General features: G+C 63.3%; 19 protein-coding genes and 1 pseudogene. 11 read left to right on the forward strand and 9 right to left on the reverse strand.

Annotated elements, in window-relative coordinates:
* Positions 1–447 precede the first annotated feature (447 nt).
* Positions 448–1,038: a class I SAM-dependent methyltransferase gene (locus DFR67_RS28995; protein WP_110472928.1), complete on the reverse strand. Its 591-nt coding sequence runs from the start codon at positions 1,036–1,038 to the stop codon at positions 448–450.
* A 72-nt stretch (positions 1,039–1,110) separates the two neighbouring features.
* The gene (locus tag DFR67_RS29000) at positions 1,111–1,812 is read right to left on the reverse strand and encodes a TlpA family protein disulfide reductase (RefSeq protein ID WP_110472929.1); all 702 of its coding nucleotides are present in this window, start codon (positions 1,810–1,812) and stop codon (positions 1,111–1,113) included.
* Between the two features lie 201 nt (positions 1,813–2,013).
* Here DFR67_RS29000 and DFR67_RS31320 point away from each other — a divergent pair, with 201 nt between their 5' ends.
* Both DFR67_RS31320 and lnt read left to right on the forward strand, forming a co-directional pair.
* The gene (locus DFR67_RS31320; RefSeq protein ID WP_245938232.1) at positions 2,014–2,292 is read left to right on the forward strand and encodes a hypothetical protein; all 279 of its coding nucleotides are present in this window, start codon (positions 2,014–2,016) and stop codon (positions 2,290–2,292) included.
* On the forward strand, positions 2,249–3,715 hold the full coding sequence (lnt, locus tag DFR67_RS29005; protein WP_245938233.1) for an apolipoprotein N-acyltransferase: 1,467 nt from the start codon (positions 2,249–2,251) through the stop codon (positions 3,713–3,715). The genes DFR67_RS31320 and lnt overlap by 44 nt, the downstream gene beginning before the upstream one ends.
* 120 nt (positions 3,716–3,835) lie before the next feature.
* On the opposite strand, the gene DFR67_RS29010 is transcribed toward lnt, so the two are convergent.
* From DFR67_RS29010 to DFR67_RS29025, 4 genes are all read right to left on the reverse strand, one after another.
* Positions 3,836–4,651, reverse strand: coding sequence for a cytochrome c biogenesis CcdA family protein (locus DFR67_RS29010; protein ID WP_110472931.1), 816 nt, complete (start codon positions 4,649–4,651; stop codon positions 3,836–3,838).
* 226 nt (positions 4,652–4,877) lie between these two features.
* Positions 4,878–5,600 (reverse strand): prolipoprotein diacylglyceryl transferase family protein, encoded by a 723-nt coding sequence (locus DFR67_RS30695; protein ID WP_158540069.1) that lies wholly within the window; start codon positions 5,598–5,600, stop codon positions 4,878–4,880.
* 838 nt (positions 5,601–6,438) lie between these two features.
* Positions 6,439–7,389: a M56 family metallopeptidase gene (locus DFR67_RS31435; RefSeq protein ID WP_110472933.1), complete on the reverse strand. Its 951-nt coding sequence runs from the start codon at positions 7,387–7,389 to the stop codon at positions 6,439–6,441.
* Positions 7,390–7,593: 204 nt separating this feature from the next.
* A complete protein-coding gene (locus tag DFR67_RS29025; protein WP_211325198.1) occupies positions 7,594–8,154 on the reverse strand; it encodes a hypothetical protein in 561 nt (186 codons plus the stop codon).
* A 184-nt stretch (positions 8,155–8,338) separates the two neighbouring features.
* On the opposite strand from DFR67_RS29025, the gene DFR67_RS29030 reads away from it, so the two are divergent.
* Positions 8,339–9,211, forward strand: a complete 873-nt coding sequence (locus tag DFR67_RS29030) for an alpha/beta fold hydrolase (protein WP_110472934.1) — start codon at positions 8,339–8,341, stop codon at positions 9,209–9,211.
* Here DFR67_RS29030 and DFR67_RS30700 read toward each other — a convergent pair whose 3' ends face one another.
* Both DFR67_RS30700 and DFR67_RS29035 read right to left on the reverse strand, forming a co-directional pair.
* Positions 9,212–9,376 (reverse strand): hypothetical protein, encoded by a 165-nt coding sequence (locus DFR67_RS30700; protein ID WP_158540071.1) that lies wholly within the window; start codon positions 9,374–9,376, stop codon positions 9,212–9,214.
* A 114-nt stretch (positions 9,377–9,490) separates the two neighbouring features.
* Positions 9,491–10,051 (reverse strand): TlpA family protein disulfide reductase, encoded by a 561-nt coding sequence (locus DFR67_RS29035; RefSeq protein ID WP_110472935.1) that lies wholly within the window; start codon positions 10,049–10,051, stop codon positions 9,491–9,493.
* A 1,047-nt stretch (positions 10,052–11,098) separates the two neighbouring features.
* Between DFR67_RS29035 and DFR67_RS31325 the strand changes: the two are divergent.
* Both DFR67_RS31325 and DFR67_RS29045 read left to right on the forward strand, forming a co-directional pair.
* Positions 11,099–11,473 (forward strand): annotated as a pseudogene (locus tag DFR67_RS31325) (M23 family metallopeptidase); the annotation flags it as partial.
* Between the two features lie 43 nt (positions 11,474–11,516).
* On the forward strand, positions 11,517–11,882 hold the full coding sequence (locus DFR67_RS29045) for a BlaI/MecI/CopY family transcriptional regulator (RefSeq protein ID WP_110472937.1): 366 nt from the start codon (positions 11,517–11,519) through the stop codon (positions 11,880–11,882).
* A 127-nt stretch (positions 11,883–12,009) separates the two neighbouring features.
* Here the strand turns inward: DFR67_RS29045 and DFR67_RS29050 are convergent, their stop codons facing one another.
* On the reverse strand, positions 12,010–13,047 hold the full coding sequence (locus DFR67_RS29050) for a M23 family metallopeptidase (RefSeq protein WP_245938235.1): 1,038 nt from the start codon (positions 13,045–13,047) through the stop codon (positions 12,010–12,012).
* A 547-nt stretch (positions 13,048–13,594) separates the two neighbouring features.
* Here DFR67_RS29050 and DFR67_RS29055 point away from each other — a divergent pair.
* From DFR67_RS29055 to DFR67_RS29080, 6 genes are all read left to right on the forward strand, one after another.
* Positions 13,595–14,098 carry a DUF6153 family protein gene (locus tag DFR67_RS29055; protein ID WP_146240571.1) on the forward strand — a complete coding sequence of 168 codons (504 nt, stop codon included), beginning with the start codon at positions 13,595–13,597 and terminating at the stop codon, positions 14,096–14,098.
* A gap of 101 nt (positions 14,099–14,199) precedes the next feature.
* Positions 14,200–14,859, forward strand: coding sequence for a DUF305 domain-containing protein (locus tag DFR67_RS29060; protein ID WP_110472953.1), 660 nt, complete (start codon positions 14,200–14,202; stop codon positions 14,857–14,859).
* Positions 14,860–15,016: 157 nt separating this feature from the next.
* On the forward strand, positions 15,017–16,249 hold the full coding sequence (locus DFR67_RS29065; protein ID WP_110472939.1) for a L,D-transpeptidase: 1,233 nt from the start codon (positions 15,017–15,019) through the stop codon (positions 16,247–16,249).
* Positions 16,246–17,082 carry a beta propeller repeat protein gene (locus tag DFR67_RS29070; RefSeq protein ID WP_110472940.1) on the forward strand — a complete coding sequence of 279 codons (837 nt, stop codon included), beginning with the start codon at positions 16,246–16,248 and terminating at the stop codon, positions 17,080–17,082. The genes DFR67_RS29065 and DFR67_RS29070 overlap by 4 nt, the downstream gene beginning before the upstream one ends.
* 99 nt (positions 17,083–17,181) lie before the next feature.
* Positions 17,182–17,388 carry a heavy-metal-associated domain-containing protein gene (locus tag DFR67_RS29075; protein WP_110472941.1) on the forward strand — a complete coding sequence of 69 codons (207 nt, stop codon included), beginning with the start codon at positions 17,182–17,184 and terminating at the stop codon, positions 17,386–17,388.
* Between the two features lie 85 nt (positions 17,389–17,473).
* Positions 17,474–18,454, forward strand: a complete 981-nt coding sequence (locus tag DFR67_RS29080) for a hypothetical protein (RefSeq protein ID WP_110472954.1) — start codon at positions 17,474–17,476, stop codon at positions 18,452–18,454.
* The last annotated feature ends 8 nt before the right edge of the window (positions 18,455–18,462 follow it).

The following is an 18,462-nucleotide window of genomic DNA, read 5'->3' on the forward strand; positions in this document are numbered from 1 at the left end:
ATCTGCTTGAAACGGGGCCAGATCGGGAAAATCCTGGTGGTGTCCTTTTGCCCCTGGGCGATGGTGCGGATCATTCTCCACACCCCGCCGAAGAACAGGGCCCAGCACACCAGGCTGGCCAGGGCGGCAATGGTGCCGATGGTGATCGTCGCGGTAGTCACGCAGAACGTCCTTTCACGGGGGTCGGCGGCTCTAGGAATGCCCGGCTTCGTGTGATCGTGGGCGACCGATCCTTTTCACCGCTTGACTCCTCGTGGTGGATGACGTCGCGAATCGCCGACATCACCTTTGAACACGATCGGCAGGCCGCGACCTTCACATCCTCCACCTCACTCCGAATTACTAGCATAGGTAGTAGTAGGGAGCGTCTCTCCAGGAGGCATCGACGTCATTCGCAGGGCTGCCGTTTCCCCCTCGGACTGCAGCAGTGTCATCTCACTCGACGAGCTACGTCGATCTCTTGGCTGCCGAGAATCGCACGACGGCACCTGCCGTTCCCCTTCTCACCCGAACGTCGTGTAGTGGCAGACGTTTCAAAAGTGGTTCGAGTTGGCCGTGGTCGATGAGCCGATGGGGTGCACCTTCTAGGCGATGGAGAACTTGCGCTGGCCAGCTTGACAGCAAGTCGTATCCAACCAGGGTGCCGCCGGGTGCCAAAACCCTGGCCGCCTCGGCGAGAACATCCTCCCAGGACACAGTGTGGTGCAGCATGAGAAAGGACAGCACCGCATCGAACGCGCCCTGGCTGAACGGCAGGGCGCTGGCATCAGCTCGTTGGATGGTAGTTCTGGAGTCCGCCGCGAGTCGGTTGGCGGCTGCGGTCACCATCGTGTGGTCAAAATCGGTGATGGTCATCCTTATTTCGGGGAACCTGGCGAGGATCTCAGCCGCCATCGCCCCGCTGCCAGCACCGATTTCCAGAACGTCCCCCTGAAGACGCACACCCTGAAGTGCCCAAGGAACAATAAGGCGGCGCGTTGCGAACCTCCAGGGCGCACTGCGGCAGAACGCCGATTCGAAGCCGGACATATTGGGCATTGGGTCAGATCCTTACTCCTAGACAAGCGTTCGTCTAACAATCGTCGCAGGGCGCTGTGCTCCCCGTGTAGCTCATGCTGCAACGTCAAGGTGTTCCTCGACGGCGGCCGCTAGTTCATCTCGTGTATCAAATATTTGCGGCATCACGGCGGCCACCGTCCCATCAGCCCGTATAAGTACGGTGCACGGGTAGACCCGGGGTATGCCAAGTACGCGAGCGAGCTGGGCGTCGGTGTCGACAACGGTCGGCAGTGTGACACCGATGTCGGCCAACATGGTCAGGGCGCGGGTGAGGTTTTGGGCACCATCTTGTCCATGAACGGTGAGGACCTGCACCTGGCCCCTCGAAGTCGCCGCGAATTCAGCGATGATCGGGAGTTCTGTCCGGCACGGCCCGCACCAGTACGCCCATACATTGAGCACTAGGGGCAGATCCTCGGTCGCGTTAGCCACTTCGATGAGCTGGCCATCTGCCAGGCAGGACAGCGAGACGCCCGCCATGGGTGAGTCGGCCGGGTCCGCGAGATCTGGCACCGGGCAGGGCTCAAGTGCAGCGGCCTGCCGAGCGCGAGTCAGCTCTTGCGGCGAAACGTTATCGCCTGCCTCAGCAGGGGCTGCTGCCCCGGGCAGTGGCGCGGTGCTCGTTCCAGGATCAAACTCAGCGCTCCCTCTGGGCCAGATGGCCACGACGAGGGCGACAATCACCACGAAGACGCCAATCGTCCACCGTGCCGATACTGACAATCCAGAGAGACGTCGCGCCGGTTTCGTCATACACACTTCCCAGTTGAACCACCTAAGTGCAGGCAGGCCGTCTCGGGCGGCTGCGACCCAGGTGCACCACCACCTTAAACTACTATGCTCTATAGTAGCTAAATGAACGGCAGTTTCGGGTCCGGTCGCTACGCCCTCAGCAGCACCGCTCAGTCACCAGTGCCATATCGGAGTCGTGCGCTGTGATGCCACAGTTTTGGCGTGCTGTTCGGTGTCCTCGCCACCAGCGTCTTGCAGAGCAGTACCGATGGTCTTTTCGACCTGCTTTGCTGGGATGCGGACGGGTTTGGTGACTGCTACTGCGACCGCGTCTGCGGCACCGGCGAATACGGCCATAGTGACGGCGCGGCGTATATCCTGGGCGGCGCGAACGGCCGGATGCGCAATCAGTGGCACTCTCATGTGGGCATCGTTTCCGCCACGCAATCTGTGGTTCTTGGCCGTCTTGTCGTTGGCAGTTCTAGCACTGCAGCTATATGAAGTGGCCCGGCTCCGAACCGCGTTTTGGTGCGGCTTTGTTTTTGGTCTTGCTTTCTTCCTGCCGTTACTGCCCTGGGTGGGCATCTATGTCGGACCACTACCGTGGGTGGCTCTTGCGGTGGTGATGTCGTTGTACGCAGGGTTACTCGCGATAGTCGTAGCCCGCGTCACGACGCTGCCGTGGTGGCCGGTGTGGTTTGCCGTCGCGTGGCTGAGTTTCGAATGGGTCCGGTCCGCCTTTCCGTTCGGCGGATTCCCCTGGGGACGAGCGGCTTTTACTCAAGTAGGGGGGCCCTTGCTCTCGGTGGCATCAATCGGTGGGGCGCCGACGGTCTCGTTCGCCGTCGCTTTCACCGGTGGTGCACTGGCCGTTTTGACCCGCACACTACTGACCTGTCCGCGGCAGTGGCAGGTACTCGTGCGCCGCGCTCTCGTCGTGCTGATAATGCCAACCTTGGCCGGCGCATTGTGGCCGTCAGTGGTATCAGCAAACACCGGCGACGTAGCCACCGTGGCCGTGATTCAGGGAAACGTACCCCGTTTGGGGTTGAACTTCAATGAGCAACGGCGCGCTGTCCTCGACAATCACGTACGCCAAACGCTGCTGCTAGCACAGAAAATCGATGCTCGCGAGGTGCCCCGACCCAGCGTGGTGTTGTGGCCGGAGAATGCTTCGGACATTGACCCCACCATCAACCCAGATGCCGCCGAACAGATCACAGCGGCATCGGCGGCTGTTGGCGCACCAATCATGGTGGGGACCGTGCTACAACATCCTGACGGTCAGCCCACCAATTCCGTATTGGTGTGGGATGGACGCCCCGGGACGCAGAACCTGCCGGTTCGGGGCCGCTACGACAAGCAGATCATTCAACCTTTTGGCGAATATCTGCCGTGGCGTGGCTTTTTCGAGTATTTCTCGTCTTACGCTGAGCAAGCCGGCAACTTCATACCGGGTATGGGACCTGGGGTGGTCAAGGTGCCCACTGCCGCCGGCAACGACCTCATCGTAGGGATCTCGACGTGCTGGGAAGTGGCCTTTGACCGGTCCGCCCGAAAAGCGGTTCGATCAGGTGCGCAGCTGCTATCAGTACCTACCAACAACGCAACATTCGGCCGAACAGAGATGACCTATCAGCAGCTGGCGATGTCTCAGGTGCGCGCGGTGGAGCATGGTCGCAGTGTTGTGGTCTCGGCTACCAGTGGTGTCAGTGCCGTGATCAGTCCAGATGGTCAAATCACGGCCAGCACCGGCATCTTCGAGCCCGGCATCATGGTCAAACCCATCGCGCTGCACACAGAAAGCACCCTCGCCACAACCGTAGGTCCACTCCCCGAGCGGATCGCGGTGGTGCTCACCGCGCTGGGTCTTGTATGGGCGTGGGTGCGCCATCGACGATCCTTGCCGCCGCCGCGCCCCTAGCGCGCTTGCTCAGAAACCCACTATCCTACGGCGTTGCGACACTGCCCTATTGCTTCTCTATCCGCTGTCAGCGAGATAAGTCACCCCGCCGGTCGACAACGGCCCCCGCACTGAACATTTCTATATCGGCAACACGACGTTGCTGACAAAGGCGTCCCGAAGCCACAGGACAAAAACATCCCAGACCCCCGTCACCAGCGCGATGCCGACCACCACGAGCATGACGCCTCCAGCGACCTGGATCTGTCGTGTATGGCGACGCAAGAAGCCCACACCGCGCAACATGCGCGACGAGCCGAAAGCCAACAGAATGAAGGGCAATCCGAGACCGAGGCAGTACGCCACGATCAGTAGCACACCGCGTGCGGCTGTAGCTCCCTCAGTTCCCGCCGCTACTGACAAGACACCAGCTAGCGTGGGGCCGAGGCAGGGCGTCCATCCCAGCCCGAACACAGCACCGAGCAGTGGCGCTCCAGCCAGTGACGGGATGAGGCGAGGCTTCGCGCGCGTATCTTTCTGCAACACGGGGAGCAGACCTAGGAACACCAGCCCCATCACGATGGTCACGACGCCACCGATGCGTTGAAGTACAACACGATTGAGCTGCAGTGCCCCGATCACTCCAAAGACCGATACCGTACCTAGCACGAACACCACTGTGAAGCCTGCGACGAACAGCGTTGCCGCGCCGGTCACCCGCCAACGGTGCAGCGATCTGGAGGTCACTGCATCACCTCCGCTGCTCGAAGTCCCCTCAGCCCCAGCCACTGCCGCTAGATATGACAGGTATCCCGGCACGAGAGGAATGCAGCAGGGTGAGGCGAAAGAGACCAACCCCGCCAGCGCTGCCACCGCCAGCGCGAGCACTATCGGCCCAGTCGCGGCGACTGATTGAAAACTTGTGCCAATAGTGTCAGCGCTTGCCCATACAGTCACTCAACATCCTTACCTCAACTGCCAAGGTGCGATTTGGGAGTCAGCCGCCCACCGCTCGAAGCGGCCCAGCGTGACGTTGCAGCGGTCGTTGCTCGGCCGTCCGACACCCCGACGTTTTACTACTACGAATCATAGTAGTTCAGGGTCCGGGTCGACTCGAAGCGGGTTCAAGGCGCCATGAATGCCCGCCCGGCTGATCCTTGGGCGCACCACGGGGCCGATTGGTCTAGGCAGTGACTGCCACGAGGTCCACCGTCAGCAGAGCAAGGCCGGCGAGAGTGGTCCATGTGCGCCCGCGGGCGGTGTGGGGGTCGCTGCGCAGGGGGAACAGCAGTTGTCGCAGTAAGACATAGACGATGAGGTTTGCTACGAAAAGCGATCCCGGCCAGTGCGCCGGTACCGTCAGCACCAGAACCAGGCTGATCGCTGCAAGCATCAGGGCCCCGGCCGCTTCAATGAGCTGCACAGGGTAGCGACGAACTCCCAGCTGACGATCAGACGACCACACACCCCAGCGCGAACTGGTGGCCCGGCCGGCGCAGCATCCGGAGAGAAAGCAACCCGGTCGGCCAATCGCCAGACCCAGGAATAAACCCGGCGCGGTGACATCGAGCAGCTCGCCGACCGGTAGCCCCACTGCGAGTGCACCGACGATCACCGTCCCCACTGCAGCGACGATGAATCCCTGGATACATGCGCCGGCGGTACGCAGAGACCGGTGGCGTTCGCGGTGCAGGACAAGAAACCACACCTTGGCACCCAGCACACCAACAAGGCACCCCAACACTGACAACAGCGTTGCCGCCCACCACCGAGAGTCGACGCGAGCGAAGAGCAGCGCCTGTGCAACAAGCGCGGCAATTGCGCCCACTCCTACCAATATCGGCCACGCCGCAATGCGGACACCTGGGCCTACTGCCAGAGGGGCGAGGCGGGTCGTGGTTGTCACCGTCTGCCTCGATGCCGCGTCGTCATCGCCCACCGGTTTTCCGACCACCCGCCAGGTTCCCTTGTTAATACCGCTGACCCGTACAGACACAGTTGCGCGCCCAGTGGCAGGGAGCTGGTTTAAGGACACCACTCGCCCAAAGCTATCCCCTAAATGTTCGGACCCCTCCGACCCCACGCGGGCACCCACAAACGCGACAGCCAACGACCGGTCTCGATCGCGTGGTAGCTCATAGGTCGCTACCAATCCCTGCGGCTCCATCTCCTCGCTCGCCGCTGCACAGCCGCGCGCCGCGACGGGTTCACTCAATTCCCGCGGTTCGGTCAACGGAATAGGGTCCGGCGCAGGCGAGAGAGCAACCTCACCGCTCCGAGCTTCAACATGTGCACCCCTCTCACCACCTGGCGGGCTTTGCTGAGCCCGCGCGGGGGCTCTGAGTGCGACAACATCGGCCTCGACGTCTGCAGCTACCGCGGCCGCTCCACTCGCGTTGGACACCAACCATTGGCCGCGTCCTCCAGCAGATCCGCCAGTGCCGCTAGCCCGGCGTTTGGAACGACCAGCGGTGCGCTGGTGGCTCTTTCGTTTGGTCTTCTTGCTCATGACAACGCCCCTCAAACCCTAGTGTGGTGCGAGCGGAAGGCAACCGCTCAACTACTATGCGCGATAGTAGTTGAAGGCAATGGTCGCCGGGGAGAATTACTATTGTGGATAGTAATTAAGGTGGCGGGTGTCACTCGGGGATTAATGGCACTCAAGGACCGAGCGGTCATAGACAACCGAAGGGTGGATGATCGAGCGGGTCGCCGCTGTATTAGCGTGTTGGAAGCCGCGCCAGCTATGTGCAGCTGAAGGCATACATGGCCAAGGCAGCGACGCATCCGCCTACGAGGGGGACTGCCATGGCGCATCCGAGGAGCGTTCCTACTTGCACGCTGTGACGACGACGGGGGTGGCGATAGGCTTCGGCGCACAGCCGCTCGAGTCGTGTGGTCACGGTTCCACTGACCATTTCCAGGATCTGACTGGGAGCTGGCGCGGGCGCGGGAATCGCGGACATGGTGCGCAGGGCCGAGGCAACAACAAGGTGCCCGTGGTCTAGTGCTGCCTCTGCGTCTGCGGCCTGCTCAGCGAGTTCACGGACCATACTGGGACTGTGGGCGAACAGCGGTACACAGGGCAGCGTGCGTCCGACTGATTCGGCCCACAGGATCAGGGTGTGGTGTCGAAATCGGGCGTGCGCACGCTCATGGGCCAAAACAGCGCCCACCTCGTCGGCGGTGAGGTGGTTGAACAATCCGGTCGATGCTCCCACGGTCGGATTTTTGCCCGCCACGCAGAAGGCAACGGGCGTATCGGTCTCTAGCCACCACACGCCAGGGTGCTCGGGTTTTTGGGTGCCGGCCAGGTGTAGTGCCCCAACGTATTTGTCGCGCAGTGTCTTTTGCCGGACGCGTTCGCGTCGCGCCAGGTAGAAGATCCGTACCAGCACAGCTCCTACCAGCAACCCTGCGCTGGCACCGGCGATTGTCTCGCTGGCCTGAGGGGATCCATGCGCAAGGAGTTCCCAGCAACTTCCTAGCAGGGAGGCGAGGTGTTCGGCGGTGCGGGCCGGCAGCGCCAGGGCGATTGCTGCGGCGACGACTAGCAGTACAAATAGGCTCTGAGTTACCGGCCACAGAGCAAGAGCAGTATGGGGCTGTAGTCGGTGTCGGATGCGCGCGAAGAAGCGCGGCCACATCCATCCCAGCGTGCCCGCACTAGCCAAAAGCGTGAGGGCCAGATTCATCGCCGATCCGTTCGACGGTCATAGTCGCTGCGATTCGGTTGACTGCCACCTACCCGGCGCACCAGCGCACCAGTGCGTGTGGCGGTCGGCATCCGCGCAGACCACACGGTCAGCGGCTGCCCACGCTCAGCGGCTGCCCACATCGCGACCTCCTGTCTCGCTCTGCCGTGTGTGGACAGTGTATTCCGATGTCGCTCCAGCCTGTCAGAGTCGATCCTCGACGTGATCGGCACCCAGCGGGCGCGTCGTCGGTCGTTCACAGGTGGCGCATCGCGCTGTGGCTCGCCACCGCATGAGGACTGCTGCGCCCAGCACAGCGAGCGAGCCTAGGGCCAGTATCGGTTGAATCGGAGACCACACAGTCAGGGCGCCGGAGACACCGAGCAAGGCAACGGCAATCTTGTTGCACACCGGGCAGCCCACCGCCAGCGCTGTAACCACCACGCTTGTGACACCGGCTGCATCATGTCGCCGTGCGCGCGGTGGCGCCTCCAGCCCGGCCCACAGTGCAGCGAGGACAACGGTAAGGACGACCACCGGCACCTCCCACCATCGCACCGGCGTCATACGGATGAAGTACGGCGTGTCGATCACATCCGTGGGCACTCCCACAATGATTGCGGTAAGAACCCCCACTCCGACAGCCCGCCACACGTGCAGGGAGGAGCGACGCTTCGCAGGTGCCGGGCACCCGTGGCCACGGCGCACGCTGCCCATCGACGCAGGCGCAACCGCCCCATCGAGCGCACTGCCAACTCTCGTCATGCCTACTCCAGCCACTGAACCCATGCGACACCCAACTAACTACTATAGTGCATAGTAATACGGTAGAAGTGGTGCTCGTTACGAGATTGGGTGTCCGCCCGGACACGGCGATTCGAGATCACAGTGGCACCGGCTCGACCTGGGCCAGGGTGCGCCACGAGTGTGCACATCGGTAAGGGGAAGCATGGAACTGATTGAGGTCGCTGACGCTGTGCAGTTGGGTGTGGAGCGTATGGGCGTAGGCCCTCCCGTGCTGCTCATTGGCGGGTTGGGGATGCCGTCGCAAATCTGGGAACTGTCTGGGCTGACGGCGGCCCTGGTTGATGCGGGGTTTTCGGTCATCGCCTACAACACACGGGGCGTGGCACCGTCCACCGCTACCGAACCTCCCTACAGCGTAGACAAGCTCGCCAGCGACGCCGAACACCTGCTGGAAGCATGCGGAATCACCGAAGCACTGGTCGTGGGCTACTCGCTGGGCTGTTACACCGCTCAGTGCCTTGTGCGTCGACGGCCAGATATGGTCACTGGCGCAGTGTTTCTGGCTGGTTTACAACCCTCACCGATTGGCGCACTGGTTGGGCAGATGGAACTCGACCTCATTGGCCGGCTCGGGGAGATTCCAGCGCAGGTAAGGGTTTTCGAGCAACTCATGACCACGCTGAGCCCTGCCATGTTGCAGGACCCCGAGACGGTGTCAATATGGCGCCAACTGCTCGCTGATGGCGATAGTCTCTGGTCCGATCGAAAAGGCCTGCACGGGCAGCTAGCTGCGTCGTTTGAATGGATCATGAATGAGGAGCCTCATCCCGAACACTTGGCTCAGATCTCTGCTCCGGTTCTGGTTCTGGCCTTCGAGCACGATGTGTTTTTCCCACCACGCACCTCACGTGAGACTGCACAACAAATTCCGAACTCACAGTTCAAACAAATTGACGGAGCCGCACACGGGGGATTGTTTAGCAACGAGACCAACGTCGTGGAGACGATCGCACAGTTCTGCGCCGATCAGCGTCACCGTCTCGACGGCGGCGGCTCTAGGTACGCAAGCCCATAGTCACTGCTGACGCCGATATACGGCCACTGCGCCGTAGGCCAGCGCAGCGAATAGAGCTGCCACGCATACCACCGCGACAATCGGTCCGGGTGCTGCATCATTGCTCACCATCAGTGCTATCACGACTGCAGCTGTATTGGCGGCTATGGCATTGCCAATCGCCACCTTCGCAACAGTGGGAGGCGGTACGCGGCTAATCACCGTGTCACTGAGCATTCTGAGGCCAGCACCCTTTCGCCGACGTTGACATCAGGGCGCACCGGCGTCGCATGGAGGTTCTCATGGCGCCTCTGCTGCTAGACGTTCAACAACGGGCTGCAACTCACTGGCGGTCACCGCACGCAAGAACACAGCAGCAGCTCGATGCTTCCGGTCAAGGATCACTGTGGTGGGAACGACCGATGTTGGTGTGGTCAATGTGGCCAATGTCCGTCCGCTGTAGTCGTAAATCGAGGGATAGGTCACCGATCGGTCAGATATGAAATCGCGTGCCGAACTCCTGTTGTCGCGAAAATCGATACCTAAGAACATCACGCCCTGATCTTGCGTCGCGGTGAACACCTGCTCAAGAGCCGGCGTCTCGATACGACACGGCGCACACCACGATCCCCACACATTGACCACGACGACCTGCCCTGCAAAGTCGCTCAGACGCACCGTAGCGCCCTGCCTCATCACATCCGGGCCAGTCAACTCCTGGACCACACCCCGCGACTGGGGTGGGTCATAGAAAATCACCGTCTTACCGCCAGGTGACACGAACTCGAACGACCCTCCTTGACGTACCGCGTCATCGCCGGTGCCGCACCCCGCCACCACGATGGCAACCAACAAACCCATGACGAGGACACCGCGCCCAAACCTCTGCCGCACTACTGTTTCACCTCCCGTACAACTACTTTCAGGTTCGTGAAGCACCACTTCGGACCGAGTCTGACGCCGCGAGTCGGCCTACCGACGGCGCGCGGCCAACACATCCGCAACTACTACTGCACATAGTAGACGGCTCGATGGCGCAACCCTACCTGAGCAACTAACCTCTATAGTAGTAATCTGTGCGGGGCCATCGCCCGCCCTCTATCCCCGCGACAGGAACCTACCCACGTGGCACGACATCGCTTGCCTGAGGCGACCATCTCGACAAGCTTTCCGGCGCGCCCTGCGCCAGCCGAGCCGCTGGGTCCGTTGCCCACTCCCCCACGGGCCCGTGTAGTCGGCTCGTACACCGCCGATGATCAGCCACGCAGAGCAGGTCGGCATCGTAAGCAGTGCCTGCACACTGAGCGTGCTCATGGTGTTGTCCCCAGCCCGCCCACTTCGTTCGGGCCGCGAGAGTCTGCACGTCAGCGAACAAAACGGGGCGAGCGTGAAGACACAAAACTATTGCCTCTCGCGCATACTTCCCACCTACTCGATGAGCCCAGGCCAGTGCCGCTACTTGCGCCCTGGGAAAGGGGAATATGCGCCCGGGGCAACGGATTTGGTGCGCCCTCCAGGGTCGCGGTGAGCGCTAGCGGCCTATTTGACGCACAACGCGGTCGAGGGTCACTGCGCGTTGACTCCGGGAGCACTAGCCGGTCCAACCGGGCCAACGCGGACACATGGAGTGCATCGGTGGCCGCCGGGGCGATGACCCTCACGGCTGCCGCTGTCACCGCGGTGGTCCTCTTACACCCTGCCGCCGGCGGCGATGCCCCACGGCAGGTCTATGCCGGTGTAGTCAATGACGCGCCCGCACCGACCTCGCAGACCACAACACCCCCGTCTTCGACGGACGTGCCATCTGTGTCAGATTCGTCTGCGCTCCCGGCGCGCCCAAGCCCACCTCCTACTCAACTCGCGCCACCCCCCATATCGGCCGTGTTAACTGCTCCACCCACGGTGGCACCCACCGTCGGTACTCTGACCTCCGGCTTCGGTGCGCGCTGGGGCAGCACCCATCTCGGTGTTGACATCGCGAACGCGATCGGAACTCCTGTGGTGTCAGTCACCGCCGGTGAAGTTCTCGAAGCAGGCCCGGCGAACGGTTTTGGACTCTGGATCAGAGTCCGCCAGGACGACGGCACCATCGGCATATACGGGCATATCAATGAGGCTCTGGTCACTGCTGGTCAGCGCGTCGACGTCGGTCAGCAGATAGCGACGATGGGAAACCGCGGCATCTCAACAGGATCGCACCTGCACTACGAAGTGCGGCAAGACGATGGCACCAACCTTGACCCGGTGCAATGGCTCCTGGGCCGCGGCGTCTCCGTCCAGTGAGTCGTCACTGGACGCAGCCCCGTGCAGTGACGACAATACTGTCATGAAGTCGTTGGGAACCCTCGAAGCTGACGTGATGGAGGTCCTGTGGAGCGCCACGCCGGAACCGCAATCGGTTCATGACATTCTCGCGGCGTTATCAGGCCGCGCGCACGCATACACCACAATCTTGACCGTGGTCACCAATCTGCACTCGAAAGGCTTCCTCGAGCGCACCAAAGTCAGTCGCGCATATTATTACTCGCCTGTCCAAACCCGCCAGGAGGCGACTTCGCAGGCCCTGCGCGACATCCTTGCAAGTAGCGAAGACCCCGCTGCCGTGCTGATGCATTTTGCGCAAACCGTCACTCCCGAAGAGCAAGAAGCGTTGCGAAAAAGCCTGCGCAAGCGGTCCAAACGTCCTCGCTAGAGCGTCGACCGGTCGGATACAACTACATTCGCTGCCTGGCCGGACGTCCCGCAGGGTGAACGTGCCCGCTCGTCTATCGGCGAACGAGATACTCGCACACCTCGTGTGCCCTCAAAGTGCACTGTTCTCACAGGATTGATGCGTCACGCTCGGCGAGCCACGGCGCCGGGTCCACATTCTGCCCTGAGGGGTCTTGCACTTCGAAGTGCAGGTGGGGTCCGGTGGATTGACCGCGGTTTCCGACGGTGGCGATCTCCTGGCCTGCGGCCACTGTTTGTCCTACGGTGACGGTGTTTTCGTTGTTGTGACCGTAGGTGGTGATGGTTCCGTCGTTGTGTTGGATGCGTACCCACAGTCCGAATCCTTGTGCAGGGCCGGAGCTGATGACCACCCCGTCGGCGACGGCGACGATGGGTGTTCCTGTCGAGTTGGCGATGTCGATGCCTTGGTGATTGCGGCCGTCACCGAAGGGTGAGGTGATGGTGCCCGAGGTCGGCGCCACATACTGACGACCGGTAATCGGGAGTTCGGCAGGGGGGTCAGCTGGCGCTGTCTGGCTGGGGGCGACCGGAGGCAGTGGCGGCGTGGGCGACGACGGCGCGAGCGGCAGCGCAGGTGCCGGCGCGTCGGTGGCACCGGGCACGGGGGGTGTAGGCACAGCAGATGTCGTGGGCTCGGTGACCGTGGTGGTGGTCGTCCCTGGCGGCGTCGGTTCGGGGGCCACGGGCTCGGGGGTGCTGAGCTCACCTGGGTGCTTCGGCGTCGGCGGAGGTGTGAAAGAGGACGCCAACGTATGGACGATGCTCGGGCTGTGCGGGGTACCTGCCGCAGTGAGAGTGGCCACGATGTCACCAAAGTGCAATGCCCTCATCGCTTCGGTGGTCTCGCTGGGATCAAGAGCGGCCAGCGGGGTCAGGCACTGCGCCAGGACCTGGGCGTTTGCATTGGTGGTACCGAGTGTGGCGACAGACCAGCGGGCGACGCACGTACCCACCTCACGGCCCACCCCAGCCAGGGCGGCGACGCCGTTGTCGGTGACCATGGCCTGGGCGTTGGACACCGCCAATTGCAGCAACTCGGTACGCACGTGGCTACTGTCAACAACCGGCTGCTCCCCTGAAGCCACCTCGGCGACCTCCTCGGACACGAGCTGGTGAGCGTTCATCAACGACAGCTCAGGCGCAAGCGCCGGCCGCGGACCAGGCTGGGGGTGAAGGAGAACCAACGCCCCGGCAGCAGCGATCACGCAGCCCGTGGAGGTCGCAGCCGACCACCGGCGAAAAGTTCGAGGCCTCTGGGGACCACACACATCAAAGCGCACGGCAACGCTCCTTTCGGAGGTGTCGGGAAGAGGCGGACCGCACGAGTGAGCAGGGTCCGGCACCGGGCGTGACCCCACTATTGCACTCCTTTCCCATATGCACCATAGGAAACATCAGCCTCGTGCGAATCACAGAGATGTGATTAGAGGCGGCGAAGCGGTGCATGAGATCAATTGCAGGCGCCCATTTTTGGGTTCGCGAACGATTTGTCGGGCGAACGTCACTGATGATCGGGTTGCTCGCACGAAACGTGCGCAGTGGCTGACGCAGATGCTGGGCAGCTGACGCGGGTGTCTGCCTTTGCGGCGACGGTCCACTACGATGGGTGTTAATACCTCCCAGGGGTAATTCTCACGGGAAGCGAGCGCAGACACGAACGGAGGTGCGCGTATGTCTGGGTCTGTTGGCCGGGCTGTGGGCACCGGCGTCGCTCTGCGCGGTAGGGCGAACCGGCGTGGGTGGCTGTGCGCGGCGGTGATGGTGGGCGCCGCCTTCACTGTGGTTATGGGTGTGTTGCTGATGCATTCGGTACCGATGGTGCATCCGCCCAGTGGGCACGGTGCAGCTGGCGGTCCGACCGTCTCGGCCGCGGTGCACCCTGGGGGCAGCGACGCCCACGCCGATGTCGCCGAGCTGACCGCCGCGGTGGCGGCCGGCCCGAGGGTTGTGCTCGAGATGGGTTGCGGTGAGGGTTGTGCTCCGCATGTCGGGATGGCGATGTGTATGGCCGTGGTTAGTGTTGTGGCCGCGTTGGTGATGGTGCGCCGACTACTGCCCTTTCAGCCCGCTGCTGATGGTGCCGGCAGTCATGCGTTGTCGATGGGCCGACATTCCTCACGTGCACCGCCGTGGGCGACACCCTCGTTGGAGAAATTGTCGGTGTTGCGGATCTGACAGACGACGTGCCCACGGCACTGTCGTTTGACGTGGCGCGCGCCGAGGTGACGCGTCGCGATTTCGATTCCGTCCTACCACTTTTCTTCAAGGAGACAGCTATGTTTTCAACCCGTTCCACCCGACTCAAAGTTGTTGCATCCGCCGCCGGCGTCGCCGCGGCCGTGGCGCTAGCCGGCTGCAGCGACGATGGCGGCCACGATATGGATTCGATGGGCGGCGACTCGATGTCGTCGACGGCATCGGCCAGTGCCGCCCCGTCGCCGTCGGCCGAGGCCGCCACACAGTTCAACGATGCCGATGTGATGTTCGCGCAGATGATGTATCCCCATCACGCTCAGGCTGTGGAGATGGCCGACCTGGTGCAAGGGCGCACCACCAACCCGCAGATCGTCGAGTTGGCCGCGGCGATCAAGGCCGCTCAGGGCCCGGAGATGACGCAACTGCAGCAGTGGCTGGCGCAGTGGGGCAAACCCGCCCCGACCACCGGCGCCGACATGGGCGGTATGGACCACGGCGGCAGCGGCGGTATGAGCGGCATGATGTCTGAGCAGGACATGACCGATCTTGCGGCCAAGAACGGCGCCGAGTTCGATCAGGCGTGGTTGACGATGATGATCGAACACCACACCGGCGCGATCGAGATGGCCAACACCGAGATCGCCGACGGTTCCAATGAGCAGGCCAAGCAGATGGCCCGCACGATCGTGCAAACCCAGCAGTCCGAGATCGACACCATGAAAGCGCTGCAAACGCAGTAACCCCGGTGGCCGGCCCCCGGCCCTGGTACCGCCGGTGCCAGGGCCGAGGTGCCGGTGTTCATCGTTTTCCTTCGTAGCTTCGACGGCGCGCCCGGGCTGGTCCTTGACGGCGCGGCGCCGCCGACCCGGCTACCCACCTTTCGATCTCGGAGTTTTGATGCGAACCCCTCCCCGTTGGGGGCTGGTGGTGGTGGCGCTGTGTGTGGCAACACTGACCGCCTGCACCTCGTCCCCGTCCACACCGTCCTCGAACACATCTGCAGGCGCCTCGGCTGGCCCGCCGGCGGCCAACCCCCTACAACTGACCATCACTCCCGGCGATGGCGACACTACTGTCACGCCCACTGACCGGGTGGAGGTGCAAACCTCTGCGGGCACACTGGAATCGGTGGTACTGACCAACGAGACCGGAACCCGGATCGACGGTTTCTACACCCCCGATCGAGTGGACTGGAAACCGGCGGTCCCGCTGGGATACGGCCGCAGCTACACCCTGACTGCGGTCGCTGTCCACGAGGACGAGCGCACCGAACGCACGGTGTCGTTCTCCACCCTCACTCCCGGCACTCAGACCAAACCGACCTTTGTCAGCACCGGCGGAAACCCACTGACCGACGGCGCCACCTACGGGGTGGGGATGGTGGTGGTAGCCCAGTTCGACGAGCCGATCGGCGACCGCGCCGCGGCCGAGCGGTCGCTGGCGGTGCGTACCGATCCCCCGGTCACCGGGTCCTGGCATTGGGTGGACGCTCAGAACGTGCACTGGCGTCCCCGCGAGTACTACACCCCCGGCACCACGGTGTCGGTGAGCGCCAACATCTACGGAGTTCGGTTGGGCGAGAACTTATTCGGTCAAGAGGACGTGAGTACCTCGTTCACCATCGGTGATGCCCATGTCTCGATCGCCGATGACACCACCAAACAAGTATCGGTGTTCAGCAACGGTGAGTTGGTGCGCACCATGCCCACTTCGATGGGCCGCGGCGGCACCGAAACGGTCAACGGCCGCACCATCCATTTCTGGACTCAATCGGGCACCTACACCGTCCTGGACAAGGCCAACCCGGTCATCATGGACTCCTCCACCTACGGGCTACCGGTGAACTCTCGCCTGGGTTATCGCCAGTCGATCAACTACGCCACCCGCATCAGCAACGACGGTATTTATCTGCACGAACTGACCGACACCATCGCCCAGCAAGGCAACACCAACATGTCCGCCGGGTGCTTGAACCTCAACCCCGACAACGCTCGCTGGTTCTACGACTTCTCGGTCCCCGGAGACATCGTGGAAGTCCGCAACACCGGCGGTCCACCCCTGGAGCTCTGGCAAAACGGGGATTGGAGTGTGCCCTGGGAACAGTGGCTCGCCGGCAGCGCACTGCAATGAGGGGACATCGCACGGTGGCCGCCGCGTTCGTCATCAGTGTGGTGATGCTGGTGCTGTCGGGGTGCACCTCGGCTGATCCTGCTCCCGAGCGGGGCCAGCCCAGCGCTGAGGTCACCGCGCCCATCTCCCTCTCACCCGAGGTGGCCCACCTGCATGGGCTGCAGGTGTCCGCCGACCGAACGTTGTTGGCCGGAACCCACCACGGACTGGTCGCGATCGATCCCGCCGGCGCCACCACCGTGGTGGGCACTTCCGACGATGACCTGATGGGCCTGACCGGAATACCCGGCAGCGATATGGTCTTCGCCTCAGGCCATCCCGGTAGGTCCAGCTCGGCACCCAACCCGCTGGGACTGCTGGCTAGTACCGACGGGGGCAGCAGCTGGGAAGACCGCTCCCTGTCTGGAGAGGTTGACTTTCACGTGCTGGCCGCCGCGGACGGACTACTGATCGGCTCCGGTGGCGGGCCCACACTGCAGGTCTCCCATGATGCCGGCGAAACATGGACCCCTGGCGCAGAACTCGTACCACGCACACTGGCGATCACCGCCGACGGTATCTGGGCGGCCACCGAGGAAGGCGCCGTGTGGCACAGCACCGACGACGCGCGCTCGTTCGCCGAAATCTCTGCACCCACCATCGGACTACTGGCCGGCAGCGGCAGCACCCTATGGGCGGTCGATGTCGACGGCTACGCCTGGCAGCAACTCGAAGGCCGAGCATGGCTCCAACACTCCTGGATCGGAGCTCCCGACGCGATCACCGTCGCACCCGACGGCACCGCCTACGCCGCCACCAACGCCGAACTGTGGACCCTCACACCTCGCCCTTGAATACCCTAGGGGGGTATGGTAGACCGTAGGTGGGCCTTGATGAGGTCTCCGTGCCTCACCACCTGCACGGCACGGCAGTTACAAGAGCAAGGGGTTGTCATGAGTACGTCCACTGTCACCGTCACCGGAATGACTTGCGGCCATTGCGCGTCCTCGGTCCGCGAGGAGGTCGGCGCTCTGCCCGGGGTGTCCGATGTCGAGGTCGATCTGGGTACCGGCGCGGTCACTATCACCAGCACCGACACGATCGAGCCAGCTGCGGTCAAGGCGGCCGTGGCCGAGGCGGGGTACCAGGTCGCCGAGTGAGACAGCGGTACCCGGCGCCGTGGGGGTTTCTGCGTCGCCGGGTATCTGCTCCCGCTCATCGGTTTCGTGAACAAGGAGAATGATGATGAACGCCGCGACCCGGTTAGCTCTTTATGGCGCAGCTCTGGTGGCAGTCTTTGGGGCCGCCTTCCTCGCGGCTGCTGCAGTGGTGCCTGATCGCATCGCCCGCGACTGGAGCACTTCAACTGAGCACACCGCCCATACCCCCACCATGGTCACCGATGCTGCTTCTGACCCCGAGGCCGCCCCGGTTCGCGGGGTGACAATGGCCGCCCAGGGCTACGCCCTGACCGCTCTGGCCGCACCCACCCGTGTCGGCGAAAGCGGTAAGCTGGCGTTCACCATTATCGGCCCCGATGGGCGTCCGGTCACCGCGCTGGAGACCTCCCACGACAAACAGCTGCACGCCATCGTCGTTGCTACCGACGGCTCCAACTATCGCCACGTCCATCCCACGATGGACCCCACCGGACGGTGGTCGTTGCCCTGGCAGTGGCCCACCGCCGGTAGCTACCGGATCTTCGCTGACTTCGTGCCCGCCGCCACCGGGGCTGACCTCACGTTGACCAGCTCGGTGACCGTGGCCGGCGAGGTCGCCGCGCCGGTGCCGCGATCGGTGAGCACTCTCGATGAGGTGGCCGACTATCAGGTCGCTCTCATCGGGGACCTCACCACCGCCGGCGCATCGACGCTCACGGTCCGGGTCAGCCGCGGCGGCCAGCCCGTGAGCACCCTGGAGCCCTACCTCGGCGCCTACGGACACCTGGTGGCTCTTCGCGAAGGTGATTTGGCCTACCTGCATGTGCACCCTGAAGGGGCGGCCCCCACCGGCCCTGACCAACTCTCCGGGCCCGACGTGCAGTTCGCGACGAGCGCACCCACCCCGGGCCGGTATCTGCTGTACTTCGATTTCCAGGTCGACGGGCAGGTGCATACCGCCGAGTTCGTCCTCGACGCCGCCGGTCCGGCGGACTCCACCCCCGCAGCACCTACGACCACTGCACCCGCGGCGCCGGCACCCAGCGACGCCCACGGCGGGCACTGACCACCGCG

The organism is Williamsia limnetica, assembly GCF_003217475.1.
In the GTDB taxonomy this organism is placed as follows: Bacteria; Actinomycetota; Actinomycetes; order Mycobacteriales; family Mycobacteriaceae; genus Williamsia; species Williamsia limnetica.